Below are 22168 nucleotides of genomic sequence, written 5' to 3'. Positions count from 1 at the left end.
TCGCGCCGCTTGGCGAATTGTTCACACCTTGCCACTGGGCCGCGGTTAGAGTGGCTCGAGGGCGTTCCATGCGACTTCCAGCACTGTGCAGCCCGTCACCGGCTGGCCATGTTGGCGCATGACGCGACGCCTCCCCACGTGAGCACCGAGCACTGTCCATGAAAGCACGCCAAGCCCTGTCCACCTCCGTCGTCGCCCTGGCGCTGGCCATGCCCCTGGCGCTGATGGCGCGGTCGGGCGGCGATGCGATCCCGGCCGGTCCCTCGACCGACCACGCCACCACCTCGAAGCTGGTCTACGGCCTGCTCTCGGACAGCCGCTACGCCTACCGCCCGCGCGGGCTGGACGCCACGCTGTCGCAGGACATCTTCCGCCGCTACCTCGAGGCGCTGGACGGCAACAAGCTGTTCCTCGACGCCGCCGACGTCGCGCGCTTCCGGCGCCACGAGGCGACGCTGGGCGAGGCCGTGCGCGAGGGCGATACCGCGGCGGCGATGGAGATGTACGCGATCTACAAGCAGCGCGTGGCCGAACGCGTGCAGTACGCGCGCGACCTGCTGGGCCAGGACATCTTCGACTTCGACGCCGACGAGCGCTGGTACTACGACCGCGAGGACGCGGCGTGGGCCAAGGACCAGGCCGAACTCGACGCGCTGTGGCGGAAGTCGGTGCGCAACGACTGGCTGCGCCTGAAGCTGGCCGGCAAGGAGCCCGCCGAGATCCGCGCCACGCTCGACAAGCGCTACGCCAACATGGCCACCAGCGTCGCCCAGCTCAACCAGGAAGACGCGTTCCAGACCTTCCTCAATGCCTACACGGCCTCGATCGATCCGCACACCGACTACTTCAACCCGCGCACCGCGGACCTGTTCACCCAGAGCATGTCGCTGTCGCTGGAAGGCATCGGCGCGCAGCTGCAGAAGCAGGACGACGTGGTGGTCATCCGCGAGCTGATCGCCGGCGGCCCGGCCGCGGGCAGCGGCAAGTTCACGCCGGGCGACCGCATCGTCGGCGTCGGCCAGGGCAGCAGCGGGCCGATGGAGGACGTGATCGGCTGGCGCATCGACGACGTGGTCGACAGGATCAAGGGCAAGGCGGGCAGCCAGGTGCGGCTGGACGTGGTGCCGGTGGAAGCGCTGCTCGACAGCGAGCCGGTGAGGATCACGCTGACGCGCGCCAAGGTGCGGCTGGAGGAACAGGCCGCGAAGTCCAAGGTGCTCGACATCCCGGCCGGCCCCGCCGGCGACGCCCGGCGCATCGGCGTGATCGAGCTGCCGGCGTTCTACCAGGACTTCGAGGGTCGCCGCAGCCGCAACGGCGACTACGCCTCGGCCACCCGCGACGTGGCGCGCATCCTCGGCGAGTTCCGCGGCAAGGACCTCGACGGCGTGGTGCTGGACCTGCGCAACAACGGCGGCGGCTCGCTCAACGAGGCGGTTGAACTGACCGGCCTGTTCATCGACACCGGCCCGGTGGTGCAGGTGCGCGAGTCGGGCGGCCGCGTCAACGTGGAGTCCGACCGCAAGGCCGGCGTCGCCTGGGACGGGCCGCTGGCGGTGCTGGTGAATCGCGCCTCGGCCTCGGCTTCGGAGATCGTGGCCGGCGCCATCCAGGACTACGGCCGCGGCCTGGTCATCGGCGAGACGACCTTCGGCAAGGGCACGGTGCAGAACCTGTTCGACCTCGACCGCTGGCCGGCCAACGAGGGCGCGCGCCACGGCCAGGTCAAGATGACCATCGCGCAGTTCTTCCTGCCCGGCGGCAGCAGCACGCAGAACAAGGGCGTGGTGCCCGACGTCCGCTTCCCGGCCACGGTCAACGGCAGCGAGTTCGGCGAAAGCACCTATGACAACGCGCTGCCGTGGACCCGCATCTCCGCGGTGCAGCACATCCGCTACGGCAACTTCGCGCCGCTGCTGCCGCGGCTGGGCGAGCTGCATGCGGCACGCGTGGCGGTCGACCGCGAGTTCCAGTGGTGGAAGGAGGACGTGGCCGAGTTCCGCGCCGAGGCCGAGAAGGAGTACATCTCGCTCAACGAGGCCGAGCGCCGCGCCGAGCGCGACCGCCAGGCCGCCAAGCGCACGCAGCGCCAGGAAGAGCGCAAGCGCCTGGGCCTGGACCTCGACCCGCTGGCGGAACTGGCCGACGACGATGGCCTGACCGCCAACGAGCGCGACATCGCCACCGACACCGCGCGCGAGGACGCCGCCGAGAAGCGCCCGGATCCGCTGCTGCGCGAGTCCGCTGCCATCCTCGCCGACGCCGTGCGCCTGCTCGACGCCGACCGCAAGCTGTCGGGCGTGGTGCTGCCGGAGTCGACCGGACCGGGCCGCTGGGCCCGCTGAGTCCTGTCACCACGGCACAGCCTGTAGGAGCAGCTATAGCTGCGACCGCTTCCTCCGACGCCGGGCCGGGCGCCGTCGCAGCTGTAGCTGCTCCTACAGGCGCGGCGCCGGCGGCGTAGAATGCCGGACCGGTCGGCGGGTTCCCGCCGTCTTCCTCCCCCAGAACACGTTCCGGACCGCGCCATGGGTGCCGCTTCGCCGTCCCTCCCTTCCCGCACGCCTCCGGGCGCGACCGCGGTCGTGCTCGCGCTGGGTGCGGTCTACGTCGTCTGGGGTTCGACCTACCTCGGCATCCGCTTCGCGCTGGAGGGCGGCTGGCCGCCGCTGCTGATGGCGGGCTGCAGGTTCCTGGTCGCAGGCGGACTGCTGTATGCGCTGCTGCGCCTGCGCGGGGTGCCTGCGCCCACGCGCACGCAGTGGCGCGACCTGTGGGTCATGGGCCTGCTGCTGCTGGGCCTCGGCAACGGCATGGTCTGCATCGCGCAGCAGACGGTCTCGTCGGGGCTGGCCGCGGTGGCGGTGGCCTCGTGCCCGCTGTGGATCGGGCTGTTCGCGGCGCTGCGTGGCGAGCGGCCGTCGCGGCTCGAGGTCGTCGGCCTGGCGATCGGCTTCGCCGGCGTCGCCTGGCTCAACGCCGGCAGCTCGCTCACCGCGTCGCCGGTGGGCCTGGCCGCGCTGCTGGTGGCGCCGCTGGCCTGGGCCTTCGGCTCGGTCTGGAGCCGCGGGCGCGCGCTGCCGTCGCCGTTCATGGCCGCCGCCGCGCAGATGCTCTGCGGCGGCGTGCTGCTCACGATGGCCGGCGGCCTGCTCGGCGAGCGCATCGAGGCCATGCCGACGCCGCGCGGCTGGCTGGCGGTGTCCTACCTGGCCGTGTTCGGCTCGATCGTGGCGTTTTCGGCCTATGCCTGGCTGCTGCAGAACGTGCGCGCGACCCTGCTGGGCAGCTACGCCTACGTCAATCCGGTGATCGCGGTGCTGCTCGGCACCCTGCTGGCCGGCGAACGCTTCAGCGCCCACGACCTCGGCGCGATGGCGGTGATCCTGGCCGGCGTGGTCGCGATCACGATCGCCAGCGCGCGCCGCCGCGCGCCGCCACAGCCGGCCCCGTCGACCGTGGCCGAGCCGATCGCGGCCTCGACCGCGGACGCGGCGCCTGCCCCGGACGCGGCCGCCGCCGCGCCACTCGTCGACTCCGGAGCGCGCCGTTGAGCATGGACGCACGCACCCGCGGCCTGTGGATGGCGGTCGCGGCCTTCGTCATCTGGGGCCTGATGCCGCTGTACTGGCACCTGCTCAAGCACGTGCCCTCGCTGCAGGTGGTGCTGCACCGCGCGCTGTGGTCGGCGCTGCTGGTCGCCGCCTACCTCACGCTCACCCGCGGGCGCGGCTGGCTGCGCGCGGTGTTCGCGCAGCCGCGGCTGGCCGGCATGCTGCTGGCCTCGGGCCTGCTGATCGGCTTCAACTGGAGCCTGTACGTCTGGGCGGTCAACGCCGGCCACGTGGTCGAGACCAGCCTGGGCTACTTCATCAACCCGCTGCTCAACGTGGTGATCGGCGTGGTGTTCCTGCGCGAGCGGCTGCTGCCGGCGCAGTGGGTGGCGGTCGCGCTGGCGGCCTGCGGCGTGCTCTGGCTGACCTTCAACTACGGCAGCTTCCCCTGGATCGCGCTGGCGCTGGCCACCTCGTTCGCCTTCTACGGGCTGATCCGGCGGCAGGCGCAGGTCGACGCGGTGGCCGGACTGGGCGTGGAGAACCTGTACCTGCTGGTGCCGGCGGCGGCGCTGCTGGCCTGGCTGGAGCTGGGCGGGCAGGGCGGCTTCGCCGATGCGCGCTGGGGCTGGGGCAGCAACCTGCTGCTGGTGCTGGGCGGCGCGCTGACGGCGCTGCCGCTGATCGGCTTCGCCTACGCCGTGCGCCAGGTGTCGCTGACCACCGTCGGCCTGCTGCAGTACCTGGCGCCGACGCTGCAGCTGCTGTGCGGCGTGCTGGTGTTCGGCGAGTCCTTCGATCGCGACCGCGCCATCGGCTTCGCGGTCATCTGGGTCGGCCTGGCGGTGTTCGCCATCGACGGCTTCATCCGCGCACGCCGGCGGATCGTGGCGCAGCAGGCCTGATCCGCCGGCGCGAGTTTCACGCCGCGCGCAGGGCGTCGGTCACCGGCATGGTGGCCGCGCGCAGCGCCGGGAACAGGCCGCCGACGAAGCCGATCGCCAGCGCCCACTTCAGGCCCTGCCTCAGCAGCTCCGGCGACACCTTGAACTCGAACGTCAGCTGGGCCACACCCCCGGCAAGCGTCGACGCGGTGTAGCCGTTGAACACCAGCCAGGCCAGCAGCCCGCCGAGCACGCCGCCGAGCGCGGCCAACAGCATGGTTTCCAGCATCACGGCGACCACCACCGGGATGCCGCGGAAGCCGATCGCGCGCAGGGTGGCGATCTCGCGGGCGCGCGAGGCGACGGTCGCGAACATGGTGTTGAGCGCGCCGAACACCGCGCCGATCGCCATGATCGAGCCGACGACGATGCCGATGATGCTCAGCACCTTCGACACGCCGGCCGACTGGCCCTGGAAGTACGCCAGCGTGGTCTGCGCCTCCACCTGCAGGCGCGGATCGGCGTCGAGCGTGGCCTTGAAGGCGTTGAACGCCGACGGCGACGTCAGGCGCGCGAAGACCGAGGCGCGGCTGGAGCCGCGGCGGTAGGTGGTCGCGACCACCTCGGCGTCGGCCCAGATCTCGGACTCCATGCCGTCGCCGGATTCGAACACGCCGACCACCGTCCAGGGCTGGTTGCCCAGGCGCAGCTCCGCGCCGGGCTCGAGGCGGGCGAACTGTCGCCGCGCGCCCTTGCCCACCACCAGCTCGCGCTTGCCTGGCTCGAAGCGCCGGCCTTCCACCAGCTGCACGTTCGGACGCACCGCCCAGGCCATGTCGCCGACGCCGCGCAGCTGCACGCTGCCGTCCTCGGCGGCGTTGTCGCGCCGCGGCAGGTTGGCCGCGACCACCAGCTCGGGCGAGGCCAGCGGCCGGCCGTCGGCGTCGCGCGCGATCTCCGGTGCGCGCTCGATGGTGGTGATCGCATCGCGCGTCATCACCGACATCAGCTCGGCCGAGGAGCCGCCGCGCAGCACGATCGCGGTCGCTTCATCGCCGCTGCTGCTGACGGTGTGCCGGTAGCCCTCGGCCATCGCCAGCAGCGCGACCAGCACGCCGACCACGCCGGCGATGCCGATCACCACCACCGACGAGGCGCCGAGGCGCTGGCCGAGCGTGCTGACGCCGACGCCGGTCACCGACGCGGCCTGGCGGCCGCTGCGGGTGAGGACCATCCACAGCGCGAACGCCACCGCCAGCGCCAGCAGCGCCGGCCAGGGCAGCACGATCCAGGCGGCGAGGAAGGCGACCAGGAGCAGCACCAGGCCCGCGCCACGAAGCAGCTTCTTCAAACGGTTCATCCGTGTCTCTCCCCGGTCAGCGGCCCGCGAGGGCGTCGACGATGTTCAGGCGCATCGCGCGGATCGCCGGCAGCGCGCCGACCAGCAGGCCGATCGCGAGCATCAGGCCCAGGCCCAGCAGCCAGCTTTCGAGTCCCACCGGCGGCAGGTTGATGAGGCCACCGCTGCCGGCCGTCGCCGCCTTGCCGATCACCGCCGCCAGGCCGAGGCCCAGGACGCCGCCGATCACCACCATCAGCATCGATTCGGCCAGCACCATCATCAGCACGCTGGTGCTGGTGAACCCGATCGTCTTGAGCACGGCCAACTCGGACGTGCGCTCGCGCACCGCCTGCGCCATGGTGTTGCCGGTCAGCAGCAGCAGGGTGAAGAACACCGCGCCCATGATCGAGCCCACGATCAGGCCGATGTCGGCCATCTGCTTGAGCTGCGAGGCCATCGCCGCCTGCTCGCTCATGGTCTTGGTCTCGTGCGGCGAGTTGGCCGAGAGCGCGTCGATCGCCTTCGCCGCGGCGTCGCTGCGGCGCACGTCGGAGACACGGCTGATGTACCAGCCGACGTCGCCGTCGATATAGGGCGAGGATTCCTCGAAGTAGTCGTAGTGCATGAGGATCAGCGAATCGGTGAATCCGCCGCCCGCGCCGCCTTCCTTCGCACGCAGCACGCCGACGATGTCGAAGGCCCAGTCCAGGCTGCCGTCGCTGTTGGGATAGATGGTGGACTGCAGCGGGATGCGCTGGCCGACGGTCCAGTCGAAGCGCTTCATCATCGCCTCGCCCACCAGCATGCCGGTGCGGTTGCGCTTCCAGGCCTCGAGTTGCGCCGGGTCGACTTCGATCTCGGGATAGAGGTCGAGGTAGTTCGGCGCCACCGCGAAGGTGAACAGCTGGTTCTTCGGATCCTGGTAGGCGCCGCCGAACCAGTTGGCGTGCGTCACCGCCTCGATGTTGTCGATGCTGGCGATGCGCGACTGCAGCGAGATCGGCAGGGTCTCGATGAACGACAGCTTCGACGCCGTCTGCAGCCGCTGCGCGCCGTCGGCGTTCCGGCCGAGCTCGGCGAAGCTGGTGCGGATGCCGTCGAGCAGGCCGAACAGCAGGAACGCGGCCACGATCGAGGCCAGGGTCAGGAAGGTGCGGGTCTTGCGCCGGAACAGCGCCGCCCAGACCAGGTGGAAGTACTTCATCGCAAGCCCCTCCGGTGGTGGCCCGTGCGGCTCAGGCCGCGTGCGCCTGCTGCTCGACCAGCACGCCCTTGTCGAGGTGCAGGGTGTGGCTGGCGTATTCGGCCGCCTTCGGATCGTGCGTGACCATCACGATGGTCTTGCCGTGCTCGCGGTTGAGCTCCTGCAGCAGGCCCAGGATCTCCTCGGCCGACTGGCGGTCGAGGTCGCCGGTGGGTTCGTCGCAGATCAGCAGCGTCGGGTCCGAGACGATCGCGCGCGCGATCGCCACGCGCTGCTGCTGGCCGCCAGAGAGCTCGGCCGGCTTGTGCGACACCCGGTCGGACAGGCCCACCAGCTCCAGCGCGATCTGCGCGTTGCGCTTGCGCTGCGCGCCACCGAGCTTCGTCAGCAGCAGCGGCAGCTCGACGTTCTTCTGCGCACTGAGCGCCGGCATCAGGTTGTAGAACTGGAACACGTAGCCAACGTTCTGGCTGCGCCACGCGGCCAGCTGGCCCGCGCCCATGCGGTCGATGCGCTGGCCGGCGACGTCGATCTCGCCGCTGCTGGGCGCGTCGAGGCCACCGATCAGGTTCAGCAGCGTGGTCTTGCCCGAGCCCGAGGGGCCCATCAGCGCGACGAAGTCGCCGGATGCGATGTCCAGGTCCAGCCCGTGCAGCACGTCGACCTTCTCCGGGCCGCGCTGGTAGGACTTGGTGAGGTTGCGGATCGATACCAGGGTCGTCATCACGAGGCTCCGGTGGATGTAGTGGATGCGGTGGACCCGAACGCTCCTGCAGGGACGTGTCCAGCGTGGTTCCGGTCGGGGAGGCGCCTAGGGGCTGGCAGGGGTGACCCTGTCGCCGTCGGCCAGGTCGCGGGGCGGATCGAGGATCACGGTCTCGCCGGGCGCCACGCCCGACAGCAGGATGCGCTGGCCGCCCGAGGCACCGCCGGTGCTGACGCCGCGGCGCTCGGCCACGGCCTCGTCGTCGCTGCCGGCAACGACGAACACCACGTCGCCACCGTCGCGCGTGGCCACCGCCGCCTCCGGCACGCGCACGCCGCGTGGCGCATCGTCGCCTTCGCCGGCGTCGGGCGCGCGCTCGAGGAAGCTCACGGTCACGCCCATGTCGGGCACGATCCGCGGATCCTTCTCCTTCAGCGCCACGCGCACCTTGACCGTGGCCTTGCCGCGGTCGGCGGTGGGAATGATCGCGATCACCTCGGCCGGGATCTTCCAGTCGGGATAGGCATTGAGCGTGGCCTCGACCGGCATCTTCGCCTGCACGCGGCCGATGTAGGCCTCGCCGACGTCGACCTCGACCTCGAGCGAATCCATGTCGACGATGGTGCCGATGCCGGTGCGGGTGAAGCCGCCGCCGGCCGACAGCGGCGAGACGATCTCGCCCGGCTGCGCGGCCTTGGCGACGACCACGCCGGCGAACGGCGCGCGCACCACGGTGTTGTCGACGCCGATGTCGCTGATGCGCACGCTTTCGCTCGCGACCTGCGCGTTGCGCCGTGCCGTGGTCAGCTGGGCGCGCAGCGCGTCGCGCTGGGCCACCGCCTGGTCGTACTGCGCGCGCGACACCAGCTGCTGGCGTACCAGGCCCGACAGGCGCGTCGCGTTGGCCTCGGCCTCGGACAGCTGCGCCTGGACGCCGGCGATCTGGCTGCGCGCGGCGCCGAGCTGGGCCCGGGCCAGCGCGTTCTGCGCGTCGGCATCGACGGGGTCGAGCGTGGCCATGACCTGGCCTTCCTCGACCGCCATGCCCTCCTCGATCAGCACCTCGCGCACGCGGCCGGTGATCTTGGCCGAGACGGTGGCCATGCGCCGGGCGACGACGTAGCCGCTGGCGTCGAGCACCGAGGTCGTGCCGCTGCCGCCGTCGCCGGTCGCCGCCGCGGTGGCGGTGCGGACTTCGATCGCGCGTCCACCGGACAGCAGCGCCCAGGCCAGCGCGGCGAGCAGCAGCGCCGCGACCACGATGCCGAGTCCGATCCAGAGCCCGCGCCGCGAGGGCGGGGGCGTGGGCTGGCGGTCGATGCGCAGCTCGCGCAGCAGGTCGGCTTTCGTGTTCATGGCATCCCCGACGACGGCAAGGGGCCGAGTGTGACGGCATCGACGGTGCGGGTCACCTGACGGTTGTCACTTTCTACGGATGATGCACGGGACTGCCGCCGTGGGCCTCCGGCGGGGATTCTGGAATCCTGCCGAGGAGGACGGACATGGAACACCGTTGCGAGATTCCGCTGGCCAGCCTGAGCGGCGCCAGCAAGCGCTACGGCGGCACGCTGGCGCTGGAGGAGGTCGACCTGGAGTTGCGTGCGGGCCAGGTGCTGGCGCTGCTCGGCACCAACGGCGCCGGCAAGACCACGGCGGTGTCGCTGCTGCTGGGCCTGCTCGAGCCCGATGCCGGGCAGGCACGGCTGTGCGGCCGCAGCCCGCGGGATCTGGCCGCGCGCCAGGGCGTGGGCGTGATGCTGCAGTCGGGCGCGCTGGCGCCGACGCTGGCGGTGTCCGAGCACCTCGACCTCGTCCGCAGCTACTACCCCGATCCGCTCCACGTGTCGGAGTGCGTGGCGATCGCCGGCCTCGACGGCCTGCTCGCGCGCCGCTACGGAACGCTCTCGGGCGGGCAGCAGCGGCGCGTGCAGTTCGCGCTGGCGATCTGCGGCCGGCCGCGCGTGCTGTTCCTCGACGAACCCACCACCGGCCTCGACATCGAGGCGCGGCAGGGCCTGTGGCGCGGCCTGCGCGCGCTGGTGGCCGGCGGCACCTCGGTGCTGCTGACCACGCACTACCTCGAGGAAGCCGAAGCACTGGCCGACCGCGTGGTGGTGCTGGCCGGCGGCCGCGTGGTCGCCGAAGGCAGCCTCGACGCCGTGCGCGCGCGCGTCGACCAGCGCCGCATCCGCTGCGTCACCGCGCTGGATGCCGCCGAGGTCGCGCGCTGGCCCGGCGTGCGCGCGGCGAACCGCGACGGCGGACGCCTGGAGGTGGTGACCGGCACCGCCGAGGACGTCGTGCGCCGGCTGCTGGCGGCTGATCCGGCGCTCTCCAGCCTCGATGTCAGCCGCGCCGGCCTCGCGGAGGCCTTCCTTGAAATCACCCGTGACGCACCGATGCAGGAGGCCGCGTGATGCATGCCGTTCCCGATGTCCGCCCCGACGCCCATGTGCCCGCCACGCGCCGGCACCCGCTGCTGCGCGCCCGCCTGCTGGAGGCGAAGTACGAGTTCCTCGGCCTGCTGCGCACGCCCATCTTCGCGCTGCCGACGCTGCTGTTCCCGGCCATGTTTTACCTGCTGTTCGGCGTCGCGATGAACCGCGGCGGCGGTGCCGGCCAGTACCTGCTGGCGACCTACGGCGTGTTCGGCGTCATGGGCGCGGCGCTGTTCGGCTTCGGCGTGACGGTAGCGATGGACCGCGACCAGGGCCTGCTCGCGCTCAAGCGCGCGCTGCCGGTGCCGCCGGGCGCCTACCTGATGTCGAAGATGGCGATGGCCCTGCTGTTCTCGGCGATCGTCTCGCTGCTGCTGGCGGTGATCGCGGCGACGCTGGCCGGCGTGTCGCTGGCCCCCGCGCAGTGGCTGCTGCTGTGGGCGGTGCACGTGGCCGGCGCGCTGCCGTTCTGCGCGCTGGGCCTCTATGTCGGCACGCTCGCCAGCGGCGCGGCCGCGCCGGTAGTGGTCAACCTGCTCTACCTGCCGATGGCTTTCCTGTCCGGGCTGTGGCTGCCGCTGTCGATGCTGCCGGATGCGCTGGCCCGGCTGGCGCCGGCCTGGCCGTCCTACCACCACGCCCAGCTCGCGCTGAAGGTGGTCGGCATGGACGCGGGGCAGCCGGCGGCCCTGCATATCGGCGTGCTGCTGGCGGTGACGATCGGCTTCTTCGTCCTGGCGCACGCGCGGCTGGCGCGGCGCGGTTGAGGAGTCCACGCCATGACCCGCCTGCCTGAAGTCCTTGCCGCCACGGCCATCGCTGCCGCCATCGCCGGCGCGGTGGTGTTCGCACAGCCACGTTCGACGTCCACGCACGACCTCGCGTCCGCGCCTGCCGGGGCGCTGCCGTCCGGCGGCCAAGGCGCGGCCTTCGCCATCGCCGGCGTGCGCGTGTTCGACGGCATACGCGTGCTGCCGGAGGCGAACGTGGTCGTGCGCGACGGCCGCATCGAAGCCGTCGGTGCGGGCGTCGCCATTCCCGCGGGCTTGGAGGTCGTGGACGGCGTCGGGCGCACCCTGCTGCCGGGCTTCATCGACGCGCACACCCACAGCTGGGGCGACGCGCAGCGCGACGCCCTGCGCTTCGGCGTCACCGCCGAGCTCGACATGTTCGGCGACTGGAACCGGATCCCGGCGCTGCGCGCGCAGCGCGAGTCGCTCGCGGCGACGCCGCAGGCCGACCTCTGGACCGCCGGCGCCACGGTCACCACCGAGGGCGGCCACGGCACCCAGTTCGGCTTCCCGGTGCCGACGCTGGGCGCCGACGGCGACGCGCGGGCCTTCGTCGATGCGCGGGTGGCCGAGGGTTCGGACTACATCAAGCTGATCGTCGAGGACTTCAGCACGCACTCGGCCGACCGCCGGCTGCCGACGATCACGCCGGCCCAGGTCACGGACGCGATCGTCGCCGCCCAAGCCCGGCAGCGTCTCGCCCTGGTGCACGCGGCCTCGCAGGCCGACGCGCTGCACGCGGTGGAGTCGGGCGCCGACGGGCTGGTGCACGTCTTCCACGACGTGGCCGCCTCGCCGGCGTTCGTCGCCGCCGCGAAGCAGGCCGACGCCTTCGTCACGCCGACGCTGTCGGTGATCGCCGGTTTCGCGCATGACGGCGGCGGCGCGGCGCTGGCCGACGACGTGCGCCTGTCGCCGTGGCTGAAAGCCGCGCAGCGCGCCGGACTTGCCGCCAGCTTTCCGGGCGCGCCGCGGCCGCAGGCGCTCGACAACGCGCTGCGCAGCGTCGCCGCCCTGCACGTGGCCGGCGTGGACGTCCTCGCCGGCACCGACGCCGGCAATCCCGGCACCGCGCACGGCGTCAGCATGCACGGCGAGCTGGCGCTGCTGGTGCGCGCGGGCCTGTCGCCGGTCGAGGCGCTGGCTGCCGCCACCTCGGTGCCCGCGCGCCGCTTCGGCCTCGACGACCGTGGCCGCATCGCGCCGGGACTGCGCGCCGACCTGCTGCTGGTCGAAGGCGATCCAACCCTCGACATCGAGGCCACGCGCGCCATCGCCGGGATCTGGAAGAACGGCCACGCCGTGGCGCGGCCGCGCGTCGACCAGGCCGCCGCGTCCCCCGCCGCGCCCGCGATCGCCGACGGTGCCCTGGTCGCGGACTTCGAGGGCGGCGGCACCGGCGTGCGCTACGGACACGGCTGGCAGGTCACCACCGATGCCATGGCCGGCGGCCGTTCCACGGCCACGCAGGCGTGGATCGCGGGCGGCGCGGGCGGTTCGCGCGGCGCGCTGCGGGTGAGCGGCGAGATCCGCCCCGGCTTCGCCTTCCCCTGGGCCGGCACCATGTTCCATCCGGGCGCGCAGCCGATGCAGCCGGTGGACGCCTCGTCGCGCAGCGAGCTGGTGTTCCAGGCGCGCGGCGATGGCCGCACCTACCAGGCCATGCTGTTCTCCGGTCCGTCGATGCAGGGCATGCCGGCGATGCAGTCGTTCACCGCCGGCCCCGCGTGGACCGAGGTGCGGATCCCGCTGTCGGCCTTCGCCGGCGCCGATCCCGCCACGCTGCGCGCGGTGGCGATCACCGCAGGCCTCCCCGAGGGTGGCTTCGAACTGTCCATCGATCAGGTCGAGCTGCGCTGAGTGCGGCATCATCGCGCCATGCAGCAGGCATCGACACGGGGTGGGAGCGTGACCGGCTGGCGCGCGTGGTTCGCGCCGGCGCCGGATTCGCTGATGGCGGCGACGCTGCGCCTGGGGCGGCCGCAGTGGACCGAGTGGGTCCACCTGATGTGGACGCTGTGGGTGTTCGTCACCCCGCTGTTCACGCCTGACGGCTACAGCCTGCGCTGGGGGCTGCTGACCCTGCTGTCGTATCCGCTGTTCCTCTGGCTGTACGCCATGGCGCTGCTGAGTCCGCAGCGCGTGGCGCCGCGCCATGCGCTGGCGATGGTCGCGCTGAGCTTCGCGCTGCTGCCCTGGTATCCCTCGGGCATGAGCTACTTCATCTTCGGTTGCGTGATGCTGCGCACCTGGCGCACCGCCTCGCTGCGCGACTACCTGCTGGTGCTGGGTGCGCTGTGCACCGCCTTCGTCGCGCTGGCGCTGTGGATCGGCTATCCGTGGCAGGCGCTGGTCTGGCTGCCGGTGGTGACGGTGATCGTGGCGCTGGTGGTGCAGGCCGAGCACGTCGGCCAGCGCAAGGATGCCGCGCTCCGCCTTTCGCACGACGAGGTGCGCCGGCTCGCCGCCGTGGCCGAGCGCGAGCGCATCGGCCGGGACCTGCACGACCTGCTCGGGCACACGCTGTCGCTGGTGGCCCTGAAGTCCGACCTCGCCGCGCGCCTGGTCGAACGTGACCCCGTGGCGGCGCGCAGCGAGATCGACGCGGTCAGCCGGGTCGCGCGCGACGCCCTGGCCCAGGTGCGCTCCGCGGTCAGCGGCATCCGCTCGGCCGGCATCGCCGCCGAACTCGCCTCGGCGAAGCTGCTGCTCGAATGCGACGGCGTGGCGCTGCGCCATGACTGGAACGAGTCGGGCATGGCCGGCGCGGCCCTGCCGCCGCGGGTCGAGAACGCGCTGGCGCTGGTGGTGCGCGAGGCGGTGACCAACGTCCAGCGCCACGCTGACGCCGGCCAGGCCGATGTCGTCCTGCGCTCCGAGGGCGACGGCGTGGTCCTGCGCATCAGCGACGACGGCCGCGGCGGTGCGCTTACGCCGGGCAACGGCCTGGCCGGCATGCGCGAACGCGTGGAGGCGCTTGGCGGACGGCTGCGGGTGGAGTCGAAGCGCGGCCACGGCACCGTGGTCGAGGCCTGGCTGCCGCTGGTGGCCGACGATGGCGGCGATGCGGCAGGCACGGATCCGGACATCGGCGCGGATGCCGGCCCGTCGGGTGGTGGCCGGTGATCCGCATCGTGCTTGCCGAGGACCAGGCCATGCTGCGCGGCGCGCTGGCGGCGCTGCTGGCGCTGGAGGACGACATCGAAGTCGTGGCCGTGGCCGCCGACGGAGAGGCCGCCTGGCGCGAACTGCAGCGCACCGCGCCAGACCTGCTGGTCACCGACATCGAGATGCCGGGGCTGACCGGGCTGGAGTTGGCGCAGCGCATCCAGCGTCACGACCTGGCGACGAAGGTGGTGATCGTCACCACCTTCGCGCGCGCCGGCTACCTGCGTCGTGCGCTGGACGCGGGCGTGCAGGGTTACCTGTTGAAGGACGCCCCCGCCGAGCAGCTGGCCGCAGCGCTGCGCCGCGTGCACGCGGGCGGGCGTGCGATCGATCCGCAGCTCGCGCTCGAAGCCTGGTCCGAGGCCGATCCGCTCAACGAGCGCGAGCGCCAGGTGCTGCGGCTTGCGGGCGAGGGCCAGTCGGCGGGCGCGATCGCCGCCGCGCTGGGCCTCTCGCAGGGCACGGTGCGCAACTACCTCTCCGAAGCCATCGGCAAGCTCGGCGTCGGCAACCGCATCGAGGCCGCGCGCCTCGCCCGGCAGAAGGGCTGGCTGTAGCGGCGGTGCAGGCGGGTCGCCAGCGCGTCGCTTCAATGCGCCGGCCCTGGCCGCCGGATCGCCCGCAGGCGTAGGCTTGCCTCGTCCACACCCGGGGAATCGACGCATGGTGACCACTGCACCCGCTTCATTCCGCGCCGTGTCGATTCTCGCCCTCGCGTGGAATCTGATCGGCGTGACGATGTTCTTCCTGCAGACCGGCCTCACGCCCGAGCAGGTCGCCGCCATGCCCGAAGAGCAGCGCGTGGTGTACGAGGCGATGCCCGGCTGGCTGGCGGTGGTCTACGGCGTTGCGGTGTTCACCGGGGCGCTGGGTTCGCTGGGCCTGCTGCTGCGCAGACGCTGGGCGCTGCCGCTGTTCGCGATTTCACTGGCCTCGGTGCTGGTGCAGATGATCGCGATCTACGCGCTGACGCCGGCGTGGCAGGCCTCGGGTGCGTCCGGACTGCCGATGACCTTCGTGATCACCGGCATCGCGGCATTCCTGCTCTGGTATGCGCGCCGTGCTTCGGCACGCGGCTGGCTGCGCTGAGGGCGTCGCCCCGAGCTTGCCTCAGCCGCCCGACTTCGCCCTGAGCATCCCGTAGGCCGCGCGCAGGCCCAGCGCCTCGCCGCCGGCGGGGCGGCCGGGGCGGTCGCTGTCGTTCCAGGCGTAGGTGTCCAGGTGCGCCCAGGGCATGTCCTTCGGCACGAAGCGCTCCAGGTACAGCGCGGCGGTCACGCTGCCGGCCATCTTCGAGCCGGCGTTGGCCATGTCGGCGACCTTGCTGGTCAGGTAGCGCAGGTAGGGCCGCCACAGCGGCATGCGCCACAGCGGGTCGCGCGCCTGCATGCCGGCGTCCAGCCAGGCCTGTGCCATGGCATCGTCGTTGCTGAAGAGCGCCGGCAGGTCCGGACCCAGCGCGATGCGCGCGGCGCCGGTGAGGGTGGCGAAGTCGAGCACGAGATCCGGCGACTGCTCGCCGGCATAGGCCAGCGCGTCGCCCAGGATCACCCGGCCCTCGGCGTCGGTGTTGTCGATTTCGACGCTGACCCCGGTGCGCGTGGCGATGACTTCGCCCGGGCGGAAGGCGTCGGGGCCGATCGCGTTCTCCACCGCCGGCACCAGCAGGGTGATGCGCAGCGGCAGCTTCCGCGCCATCACCAGCTCGGCCAGGGCGATCGCGTGCGCGGCGCCGCCCATGTCCTTCTTCATGTTGCGCATGCCGTCGGCGGGCTTGATGTCCAAGCCGCCGGTGTCGAAGCACACGCCCTTGCCGACGATGGCCACGTGCGGGTGCGCGTCGTCGCCCCAGCGCAGCGCGAGCAGTCGCGGCGCGCGATGCGAAGCGCGGCCGACGGCGTGGATGGCCGGGAAGTTCTGCTCCAGCAGGGCATCGCCGGTGATCGCCTCGAAGCGGGCGCCGTGTGCTTCGGCGATGCCGCGGGCAACGGCCTCCAGCTGGTCCGGACCCATGTCCTGGGTCGGCGTGTTGACCAGGTCGCGCACGCGCGCGGTCGCGGCCAGCACGTCGAGGGTCTCGGCATCGGCCGCGGCCAGCGCCAGCCGCGCGCGCGCGGGCTTCGCCTTGCGGTAGCGGTCGAAGTCGTAGCTGCCCAGGCCCCAGCCCAGCTGCAGCGCGCGCAGGGCATCGGCGTCGAGGTCGCCGGCCGGGGCCCAGTCGCCGGCCGGCAGCGCGCGCGGAGCGTGCGCGTAGGCGCAGGGGTCGAGCGTGTCGCCGATGCCGAGCACCGCGGCGGCCGGCGTCCCGTCAGCGCCCGGGACCACCACGCAGCTGCCCGCGGAGGCGTCGAAGCCGTGCGCGTCCAGCCACGTGATGACCGTCTCCGGCTGGACCTCGCGCCAGGCGCCCAGTGCGTCCTTCGAGACCAGGTGCAGCGGGCGGGCACCGGCGGTGCCGGCGGGGGCGTAGCAGTCGATGGGGTTCATGCGTGGGGGCTCCGGGTGCGTGCGGCGGGGGCGGACGGCGCCTCCTCCAGCCAGTCGGCCAGTGCGGCCAGGGAATCGAAATGCAGGTCGGGTTCGATGTCGGCGTGCGGCCAGCGGGCGCGGCGGCCGTCGTCGCCGGCGCGGTTGATCCAGCAGCTGCGCAGCCCCGCGCGCGCGGCGCCGGCGACGTCGGCGTCGGGGTGGTCGCCTACGTGCAGCACCTCGGCCGGCGGGAGCTGCAGCAGACCGCAGGCGGCGAGGAAGATGGCCGGATCGGGCTTGGCGCTGCCGAAGGTGCAGGCGCTGAGCTGCGCGGTGAACAGATGGTCCAGGCCGATGCGCGCGAGGTCGGCGTTGCCGTTGCTCAGCGCCGCGACCGGGACGCGGGCGCTGATGCGCTCCAGCGCATCGATGGCGTCGGGGTAGCACTCCACCCGGTTGCGCTCGGCGAAGAAGGCCTCGTAGGCGGCGTCGGCCAGGGCGACGTCGCCGCCGCTTTCGCGCAGCGCCGCCTCCAGCGTCAGGCGGCGCAGTGCCGACATGTCGTGGCCCAGCGCCGGGTGCTCGCCGGCCACGCGCTCGCGCAGCGCGCGCATGGCGTCGATCGGGAACATCTCCGCGGTCACGGGGCTGTGCCGGCGCATCCAGTCGTCGAGCACGCGCTCGATGCGCGCGCCGATCGGTGCGAACGGCCACACGGTGTCGTCGAGGTCGAGGGTGATGGCGCGGACTGCGAAGGCCATGGCGCCATTGTAAGGCCGCTACTCGAGCAGGCGGGCCCAGCCCTGCAGGCCGTCGATGCGCGCCAGCACCCGCTTGACGCAGACCAGCAGCGGCACCGCCAGCAGGAGCCCGACGATGCCCCACAGCCAGCCGAACACCAGCAGCGCCAGGATCAGGACCAGCGGCGACAGCTGCATGCGCTGGCCCAGCACCAGCGGCGTCACCAGCTGGCCTTCCAGCGTGTGCAGGCCAAGGTAGATGGCCGCGGGCAGCAGCGACGGACCGACTTCGTCCCAGGTGACGAAGCCCATGGCCAGCATCAGCACCACGCCGATCGCCGGGCCGACGTAGGGGGCGAAGTTGAGCAGGGTCGCGATCGTGCCCCAGAGCAGGGCCTCGGGCACGTCCACGCCCAGCGCGAAGTGCAGCACCGCCGCCAGCAGCAGGCCGACCCCGGCATTGATCAGGCTGATGGTGAGGACGTAGCGCGACAGGTCGCGCTCGATCGACTGCATGATCTCCACGGTGATCCTCTGGCGCTGGCGCGTGGGCAGCAGCGCGATCGCGCGGCGCTGCAGGTCCTCGCCGAAGACCATGAAGAAAAAGGTCAGCAGCACCACGGCCAGGACGCCGCCAACGGCCTTCGGCGCCTGCGTGAGCAGGGCGTAGGGATCGTCGGGAACCGTGCGCACCACCTCGACCTTGCGTCCACCGTCGCCGCTGGCCTGGCGCGCGATGTCCTCGGCGACCCGGTTGGCCTCCTGCACCGGCTTCACCAGCTCGCTCAGTTCGCGCCCGACCTGGCGCATCTGCCGGGGTGCCTCCTGCATCCAGTCCACCGCCGGCGCCAGCAGCTGCTGGCCGAGGAGGCCGGCGCCGGCGATCCCGCCGACCAGCACCAGCAGCGCTGCCAGGAAGCGGGGCACGTAGAGGCGGCGCAGGCCGCGGATCAGCGGATTGCCGACCAGCGCCAGGAACATCGCCAGCAGGACCGGCAGGACCACGCCCTGGGCGGCCCACAGCGTGTAGCCCACGGCGAGGAAGGCCAAGACGACGACCGCGCCGGGGGCCCGCGGGCGCGGCGGCACCGTGGAGGGCGTCGCGACGACGGGGGCGGGCGGGCCTGCGTCCGCGGAGGGATGGGCGGAATCGATGTCCGGGCCGGTGGCGCTCATGGCGGGAGCGGTGCGCTCAGCGCCGTTCGGACATTTCGGTGGCGGCTTCCGCGGGGCGCGGGGGCGCGTCCCAGCTGGGATCCGGAACGTAGCGGCGTGCGCTGGGCGGCACGGCCGGGCCGGACGGCGCGGTCGCGACGGCATCGGCCGGTGCCGTTGGCGCCGCCGCCCGGGCGGCCGCGGCCTCGTCCGCCGGCACCTTTTTCCCCGGCGGCTGGCCACTCGCGACCGCCGCCGCGTCGCCCGCGTCCTCGGCCGCATCCTTGGCGTCCGACGCCGCGAAGGCCGCCTGCAGCGTGCCTGCCAGGCCTGCGAGGCTGGTGGCCAGCTGCAGCCAGCGGGCCGGCTGCACGCCGGCGATCGCGCGGCCGGGCTGCGCCCAGCCGGCGAGGAGGCCGGCGGCGAGGCCGGCGATCACCACCCGCGGTGGCGACCATGTCTCGCGCCAGCAGCCGCCGAACACGCGGAAATCGGCCGCGACCTGGCGCTCGCGCGCTTCCAGCGCGTCTTCGGCGCGCGCGACCTTGGCCTGCAGGGCTTCGAAACTCATGTCCATGGCCTCATGGGGGCGTCTTGCCTTCGGCACGCGCGTCGTCATGTACTGCGGATCCGGCGGCGCGGGCGGAGGCCGGAGAGCCGGGGTCGGGCATCAGGTCCGACAGCTCGCCGATGCCCAGGCGGGCGAGCTGGCGCCGCGTCGCCTTGAGCCGCGTGTGTTCGAAGTAGTCGGTCGCCTTCTGCAACGCAAGCCACGCGCCCAGCAGGCTGAGCAGGCCGCAGCCGGCCAGCGACATCCACCACGGCAGGCCGACCTGGTTGCTCAGCACCACGATCAGGGCGGTCATCAGCAGCAGCCAGGCCGAGACGCCGAACATCACCGCGACGCCCGCGAACACGGCGCTGCGCCCGGCCGCGCTGCGCGCGAGCGAGACGTCGGCCGCGACCAGTTCGCGCAGGGCCCTGGCCGCGTCGCCCGCGGCCCCGATGCCGGCCTTGCCGCTGTCGCGCAGCCCGCGCAGCGTTTCGGCCAGGTCGGGCGCGGGCGGCGGCGCGGATCCAGGCGCGGGCTCCGGCCCGCCCGGCGCTGGCTCCGCCGGGCCGGGTCCGCTGGGCGTGCGTGGCTCCACGTCCTAGCGGTCGCCGCTGCGGGCGAGCTTGGCGATGATCCAGCCGGCCGCGAAGGCGACGCCGAAGGACGCGATCGGACGCTCGCGGATCAGGTCGGCGGCGCTGTCGACGAGGTCGCGGCCCTTCTCCAGCAGCTGGTCGACCTGCTCGCTGCCGGCGCCGGCAGCCTCCTCCAGCGCGGACAGCCCGGCGACGGCGCCGTCCGCCAGGTCGGCCTTCAGGTTGGCGCGGCCCAGGCGCATTTCCTCGCCGGCGGCGGAGGCGGCGCCGCGCACCGCATCGGCGGTATCGGACGCGGCCTGCTTCAGGTGGCCGCCGGCTTCGGACAGGCTGGCCTTCAGGTTTTCGGTATGGGTCGGGCTCATCGCGTTTCTCCTTGGGGGATCGGATTCATTCCATGACCAGGTTGCCCTGGCCGCGGCCTCGCAGGATGCGCAGCACCAGCTGCGCGGGGGGATCGGCCAGCACCGCGCGCAGGGCGGGCAGGTCGGATGCGCGCTCGCCGGCGGCGGCGACCACCACGTCGCCGGCGCGCAGGCCGTTGCGCGCGGCGCGGCTGCCGGAGGCGACCTCCTCGACCAGCACGCCGGACACGCCGCCGCGCCGCAGCGCTTCGGGCAACTCGACGAAGCTGGCGCCGGACAGCCGCGGGTCGAGCTGTTGGCCACTGAGCGTGCGCGGCTGTTCGCGCAGCGTGGCCGGCAGCTGGAGCGTCCTGCCGTCGCGGCGGACGTCGAGGGTGACGCGGGCGTTGGCGGGCTGCAGGCCCTGGAAGTTGCGCAGCGTCTCGCCGTCGTCGATCCGCTGGCCGTTGGCGGCGACGATCACGTCGCCGGGGCGCAGTCCCGCCTCTGCGCCGGCGGACCCGGTCTGCACGCGCGTGACCACCGCGCCGCGGCTGCCGGCCGGCAGGCCGAGGCTGGCGGCCAGGCGGTCGTCGAGGTCCTGGGTGTCGATGCCGAGCGAGCCGCGGCGGACCTCGCCGTGCGCGTCGAGCTGCTGCATCACGCTGCGCGCCAGGTTGGCCGGGATGGCGAAGCCGAGGCCGATGTTGCCGGCCATGCTGCCGCGCGGGTTGAAGCTTGCGGTGTTGATGCCGACCAGTTCGCCGCGCAGGTTCACCAGCGCGCCGCCGGAGTTGCCCGGATTGATGCTGGCATCGGTCTGGATGAAGTTCTGGAAGCCGACGCCGGGCACGTTGCTCCGCCCGACCGCGGACACGATGCCCGAGGTCACCGTCTGGCCGACGCCGAAGGGGTTGCCGACCGCGACCACGAAGTCGCCCACCTGCAGTGCGCCGCTGTCGGCGAGCTGGATCGCCTGCAGCGGCTGGCCGTCGCCCGGCACCGGGATGCGCATCAGCGCGACGTCGGTGTCGGCGTCGGAGCCGACGAACTCCGCGGTCAGGGTGCGGCCGTCGCTGAGGGTCACCGACACCTCGTCGGCGCCCTCGATGACGTGGTGGTTGGTCAGCACGTAGCCGCGCGCGGCGTCGACGATCACGCCCGAGCCGAGCGATTCGTTGATGCGCTCGTCGGGGACGTTGGGAAACATCCGGCGGAAGAACGGGTCGTTGGCGAAGGGATTGTTGATGCGCACGCGCTGCCGGGAGTGCACGCTGACCACGGCCGGCGTGACCCGGCGCAGCATCGGCGCGAGCGAGGGCATGGCCTGGCCGTCGACGACGCCCGGCAGGGTCGAGGCCATCGGCACGGCGGCCACGACGGGCTCGGCACGCGCCGGCGCATCCAGGCTGTCGCGGATGAGGGTCGCGGCGAAGCCGCCGAACGCGGCGGCGGCAACCAGGGCGAGGAGTGTGGTGCGGGAGGGAGCGCGCATGTACGTCTGTTATCCGGTGTTCGCGGTGGCAGAAACGTGAAGCCGCCCGCGCACGGGTCGCAGCCGCAGGCCCGGCGAACCCGGCGCGATGCCGCTGGCAGCGGAGTGGCGGCACGTGTCGAGCCCGCATCGTACCGCTGAAAACTGAATTGGCATTTACCGGCGACGGCGGCCGGACGTGGATCCGGCCGCCGGGTGACGCAGGCCCGCGCTAGAGGCGGTGCGCGGGCGCCGACCCCGGGTTCCCGACCACGGTGCTTCCTGCGGCCCGCGGCGCAAGCGCGAGGACGGCGGCAACGGATCCCCCCGGCGCGCTTCCGCCGGGGTCGGGGGACGGTCGCACCCGCGGCCTGCGGGTACTCCGGATCCACCCTAGGCGGGGGCCAAACCGCCGGCCGGCACTTCGGACGCATCGCGTCGGGCGCATCATCGCGGCGGTTGACTTGGCCTCCACCCGGGCGTAGCGTCACCGTTCCGCTTGCCACTACATCTTGGGGTTGGCATAGTGAAGTCCACCCAAGTAGTGGGGTTTGGCCATTCAACCCATCCGCTGCGGCGGAAAGGTGCTGGCGCATGCAGAACGTGACAGGGGACACAAGGGACATCAGATGAACCACGCTGCGCGAAAGCGCGCGGCGTGGCTTCGCCATCGGCGCCCCCGTCCACCGGGACGTGCCGGGCACGACAGACCACGACAGCCGGTTCGCGCGCGACCGGCCAGGATCAAGG

At 72.8% G+C, this 22168-nt stretch carries 19 protein-coding genes and 1 pseudogene; 9 read left to right on the top strand and 11 right to left on the bottom strand.

The genetic code is table 11. The features are described from left to right. Positions 1–158: 158 nt before the first annotated feature. From H9645_RS09000 to rarD, 3 genes and pseudogenes are all read left to right on the top strand, one after another. The gene (locus tag H9645_RS09000; protein WP_191729369.1) at positions 159–2345 is read left to right on the top strand and encodes a carboxy terminal-processing peptidase; all 2187 of its coding nucleotides are present in this window, start codon (positions 159–161) and stop codon (positions 2343–2345) included. A gap of 183 nt (positions 2346–2528) precedes the next feature. After that, positions 2529–3428 (top strand): annotated as a pseudogene (gene yedA / locus H9645_RS08995) (drug/metabolite exporter YedA); the annotation flags it as partial. Between the two features lie 128 nt (positions 3429–3556). After that, positions 3557–4459: an EamA family transporter RarD gene (gene rarD / locus H9645_RS08990; protein ID WP_191729367.1), complete on the top strand. Its 903-nt coding sequence runs from the start codon at positions 3557–3559 to the stop codon at positions 4457–4459. Positions 4460–4475: 16 nt separating this feature from the next. Here rarD and H9645_RS08985 read toward each other — a convergent pair whose 3' ends face one another. The 4 genes from H9645_RS08985 to H9645_RS08970 all read right to left on the bottom strand — a co-directional run bounded on the left by H9645_RS08985 (position 4476) and on the right by H9645_RS08970 (position 9046). Beyond that, positions 4476–5798 (bottom strand): ABC transporter permease, encoded by a 1323-nt coding sequence (locus H9645_RS08985; RefSeq protein ID WP_191729366.1) that lies wholly within the window; start codon positions 5796–5798, stop codon positions 4476–4478. A 16-nt stretch (positions 5799–5814) separates the two neighbouring features. Then, positions 5815–6984: an ABC transporter permease gene (locus tag H9645_RS08980; protein ID WP_191729365.1), complete on the bottom strand. Its 1170-nt coding sequence runs from the start codon at positions 6982–6984 to the stop codon at positions 5815–5817. A 31-nt stretch (positions 6985–7015) separates the two neighbouring features. After that, positions 7016–7708 carry an ABC transporter ATP-binding protein gene (locus tag H9645_RS08975; RefSeq protein ID WP_191729364.1) on the bottom strand — a complete coding sequence of 231 codons (693 nt, stop codon included), beginning with the start codon at positions 7706–7708 and terminating at the stop codon, positions 7016–7018. Between the two features lie 87 nt (positions 7709–7795). After that, positions 7796–9046: an efflux RND transporter periplasmic adaptor subunit gene (locus H9645_RS08970; protein WP_191729363.1), complete on the bottom strand. Its 1251-nt coding sequence runs from the start codon at positions 9044–9046 to the stop codon at positions 7796–7798. A 146-nt stretch (positions 9047–9192) separates the two neighbouring features. Between H9645_RS08970 and H9645_RS08965 the strand changes: the two genes are divergently transcribed. The 6 genes from H9645_RS08965 (at position 9193) to H9645_RS08940 (ending at position 15176) form a co-directional block, all read left to right on the top strand. After that, positions 9193–10107 (top strand): ABC transporter ATP-binding protein, encoded by a 915-nt coding sequence (locus H9645_RS08965; RefSeq protein ID WP_191729362.1) that lies wholly within the window; start codon positions 9193–9195, stop codon positions 10105–10107. After that, complete coding sequence (locus H9645_RS08960; RefSeq protein ID WP_191729361.1) at positions 10107–10895, top strand: ABC transporter permease; 789 nt, start codon at positions 10107–10109, stop codon at positions 10893–10895. Before H9645_RS08965 ends, H9645_RS08960 begins: the two co-directional genes overlap by 1 nt. Before the next feature lie 12 nt (positions 10896–10907). Continuing rightward, a complete protein-coding gene (locus H9645_RS08955; protein ID WP_191729360.1) occupies positions 10908–12779 on the top strand; it encodes a CIA30 family protein in 1872 nt (623 codons plus the stop codon). A gap of 48 nt (positions 12780–12827) precedes the next feature. Further along, entirely contained in the window at positions 12828–14045 is a 1218-nt protein-coding gene (locus H9645_RS08950) for a sensor histidine kinase (protein ID WP_318240519.1), read from the top strand. Then, entirely contained in the window at positions 14042–14644 is a 603-nt protein-coding gene (locus H9645_RS08945; protein ID WP_191729358.1) for a response regulator, read from the top strand. Before H9645_RS08950 ends, H9645_RS08945 begins: the two co-directional genes overlap by 4 nt. 106 nt (positions 14645–14750) lie before the next feature. Beyond that, on the top strand, positions 14751–15176 hold the full coding sequence (locus H9645_RS08940; RefSeq protein ID WP_191729357.1) for a hypothetical protein: 426 nt from the start codon (positions 14751–14753) through the stop codon (positions 15174–15176). Between the two features lie 21 nt (positions 15177–15197). Here the strand turns inward: H9645_RS08940 and H9645_RS08935 are convergent, their stop codons facing one another. Genes H9645_RS08935 through H9645_RS08905 form a run of 7 tightly spaced genes read right to left on the bottom strand, consistent with a single transcriptional unit; the run spans position 15198 to position 21439 of the window. After that, entirely contained in the window at positions 15198–16574 is a 1377-nt protein-coding gene (locus H9645_RS08935) for a leucyl aminopeptidase family protein (protein ID WP_191729356.1), read from the bottom strand. Beyond that, on the bottom strand, positions 16571–17317 hold the full coding sequence (locus tag H9645_RS08930) for an HAD family hydrolase (RefSeq protein WP_191729355.1): 747 nt from the start codon (positions 17315–17317) through the stop codon (positions 16571–16573). Before H9645_RS08930 ends, H9645_RS08935 begins: the two co-directional genes overlap by 4 nt. An 18-nt stretch (positions 17318–17335) precedes the next feature. After that, the gene (locus H9645_RS08925; protein WP_191729354.1) at positions 17336–18472 is read right to left on the bottom strand and encodes an AI-2E family transporter; all 1137 of its coding nucleotides are present in this window, start codon (positions 18470–18472) and stop codon (positions 17336–17338) included. A 16-nt stretch (positions 18473–18488) separates the two neighbouring features. Next, on the bottom strand, positions 18489–19022 hold the full coding sequence (locus H9645_RS08920; RefSeq protein ID WP_191729353.1) for a protein sip-5: 534 nt from the start codon (positions 19020–19022) through the stop codon (positions 18489–18491). Positions 19023–19032: 10 nt separating this feature from the next. Next, positions 19033–19599 (bottom strand): phage holin family protein, encoded by a 567-nt coding sequence (locus tag H9645_RS08915; RefSeq protein WP_191729352.1) that lies wholly within the window; start codon positions 19597–19599, stop codon positions 19033–19035. A gap of 3 nt (positions 19600–19602) precedes the next feature. Further along, a complete protein-coding gene (locus H9645_RS08910) occupies positions 19603–19965 on the bottom strand; it encodes a hypothetical protein (RefSeq protein ID WP_191729351.1) in 363 nt (120 codons plus the stop codon). Between the two features lie 25 nt (positions 19966–19990). Next, the gene (locus tag H9645_RS08905; RefSeq protein ID WP_191729350.1) at positions 19991–21439 is read right to left on the bottom strand and encodes a trypsin-like peptidase domain-containing protein; all 1449 of its coding nucleotides are present in this window, start codon (positions 21437–21439) and stop codon (positions 19991–19993) included. Positions 21440–22168: the final 729 nt, after the last annotated feature.

It is taken from the genome of Luteimonas colneyensis, from assembly GCF_014836665.1.
Taxonomy (GTDB): Bacteria; Pseudomonadota; Gammaproteobacteria; order Xanthomonadales; family Xanthomonadaceae; genus Luteimonas; species Luteimonas colneyensis.
This window is presented reverse-complemented; position numbering and strand designations above follow the sequence as displayed.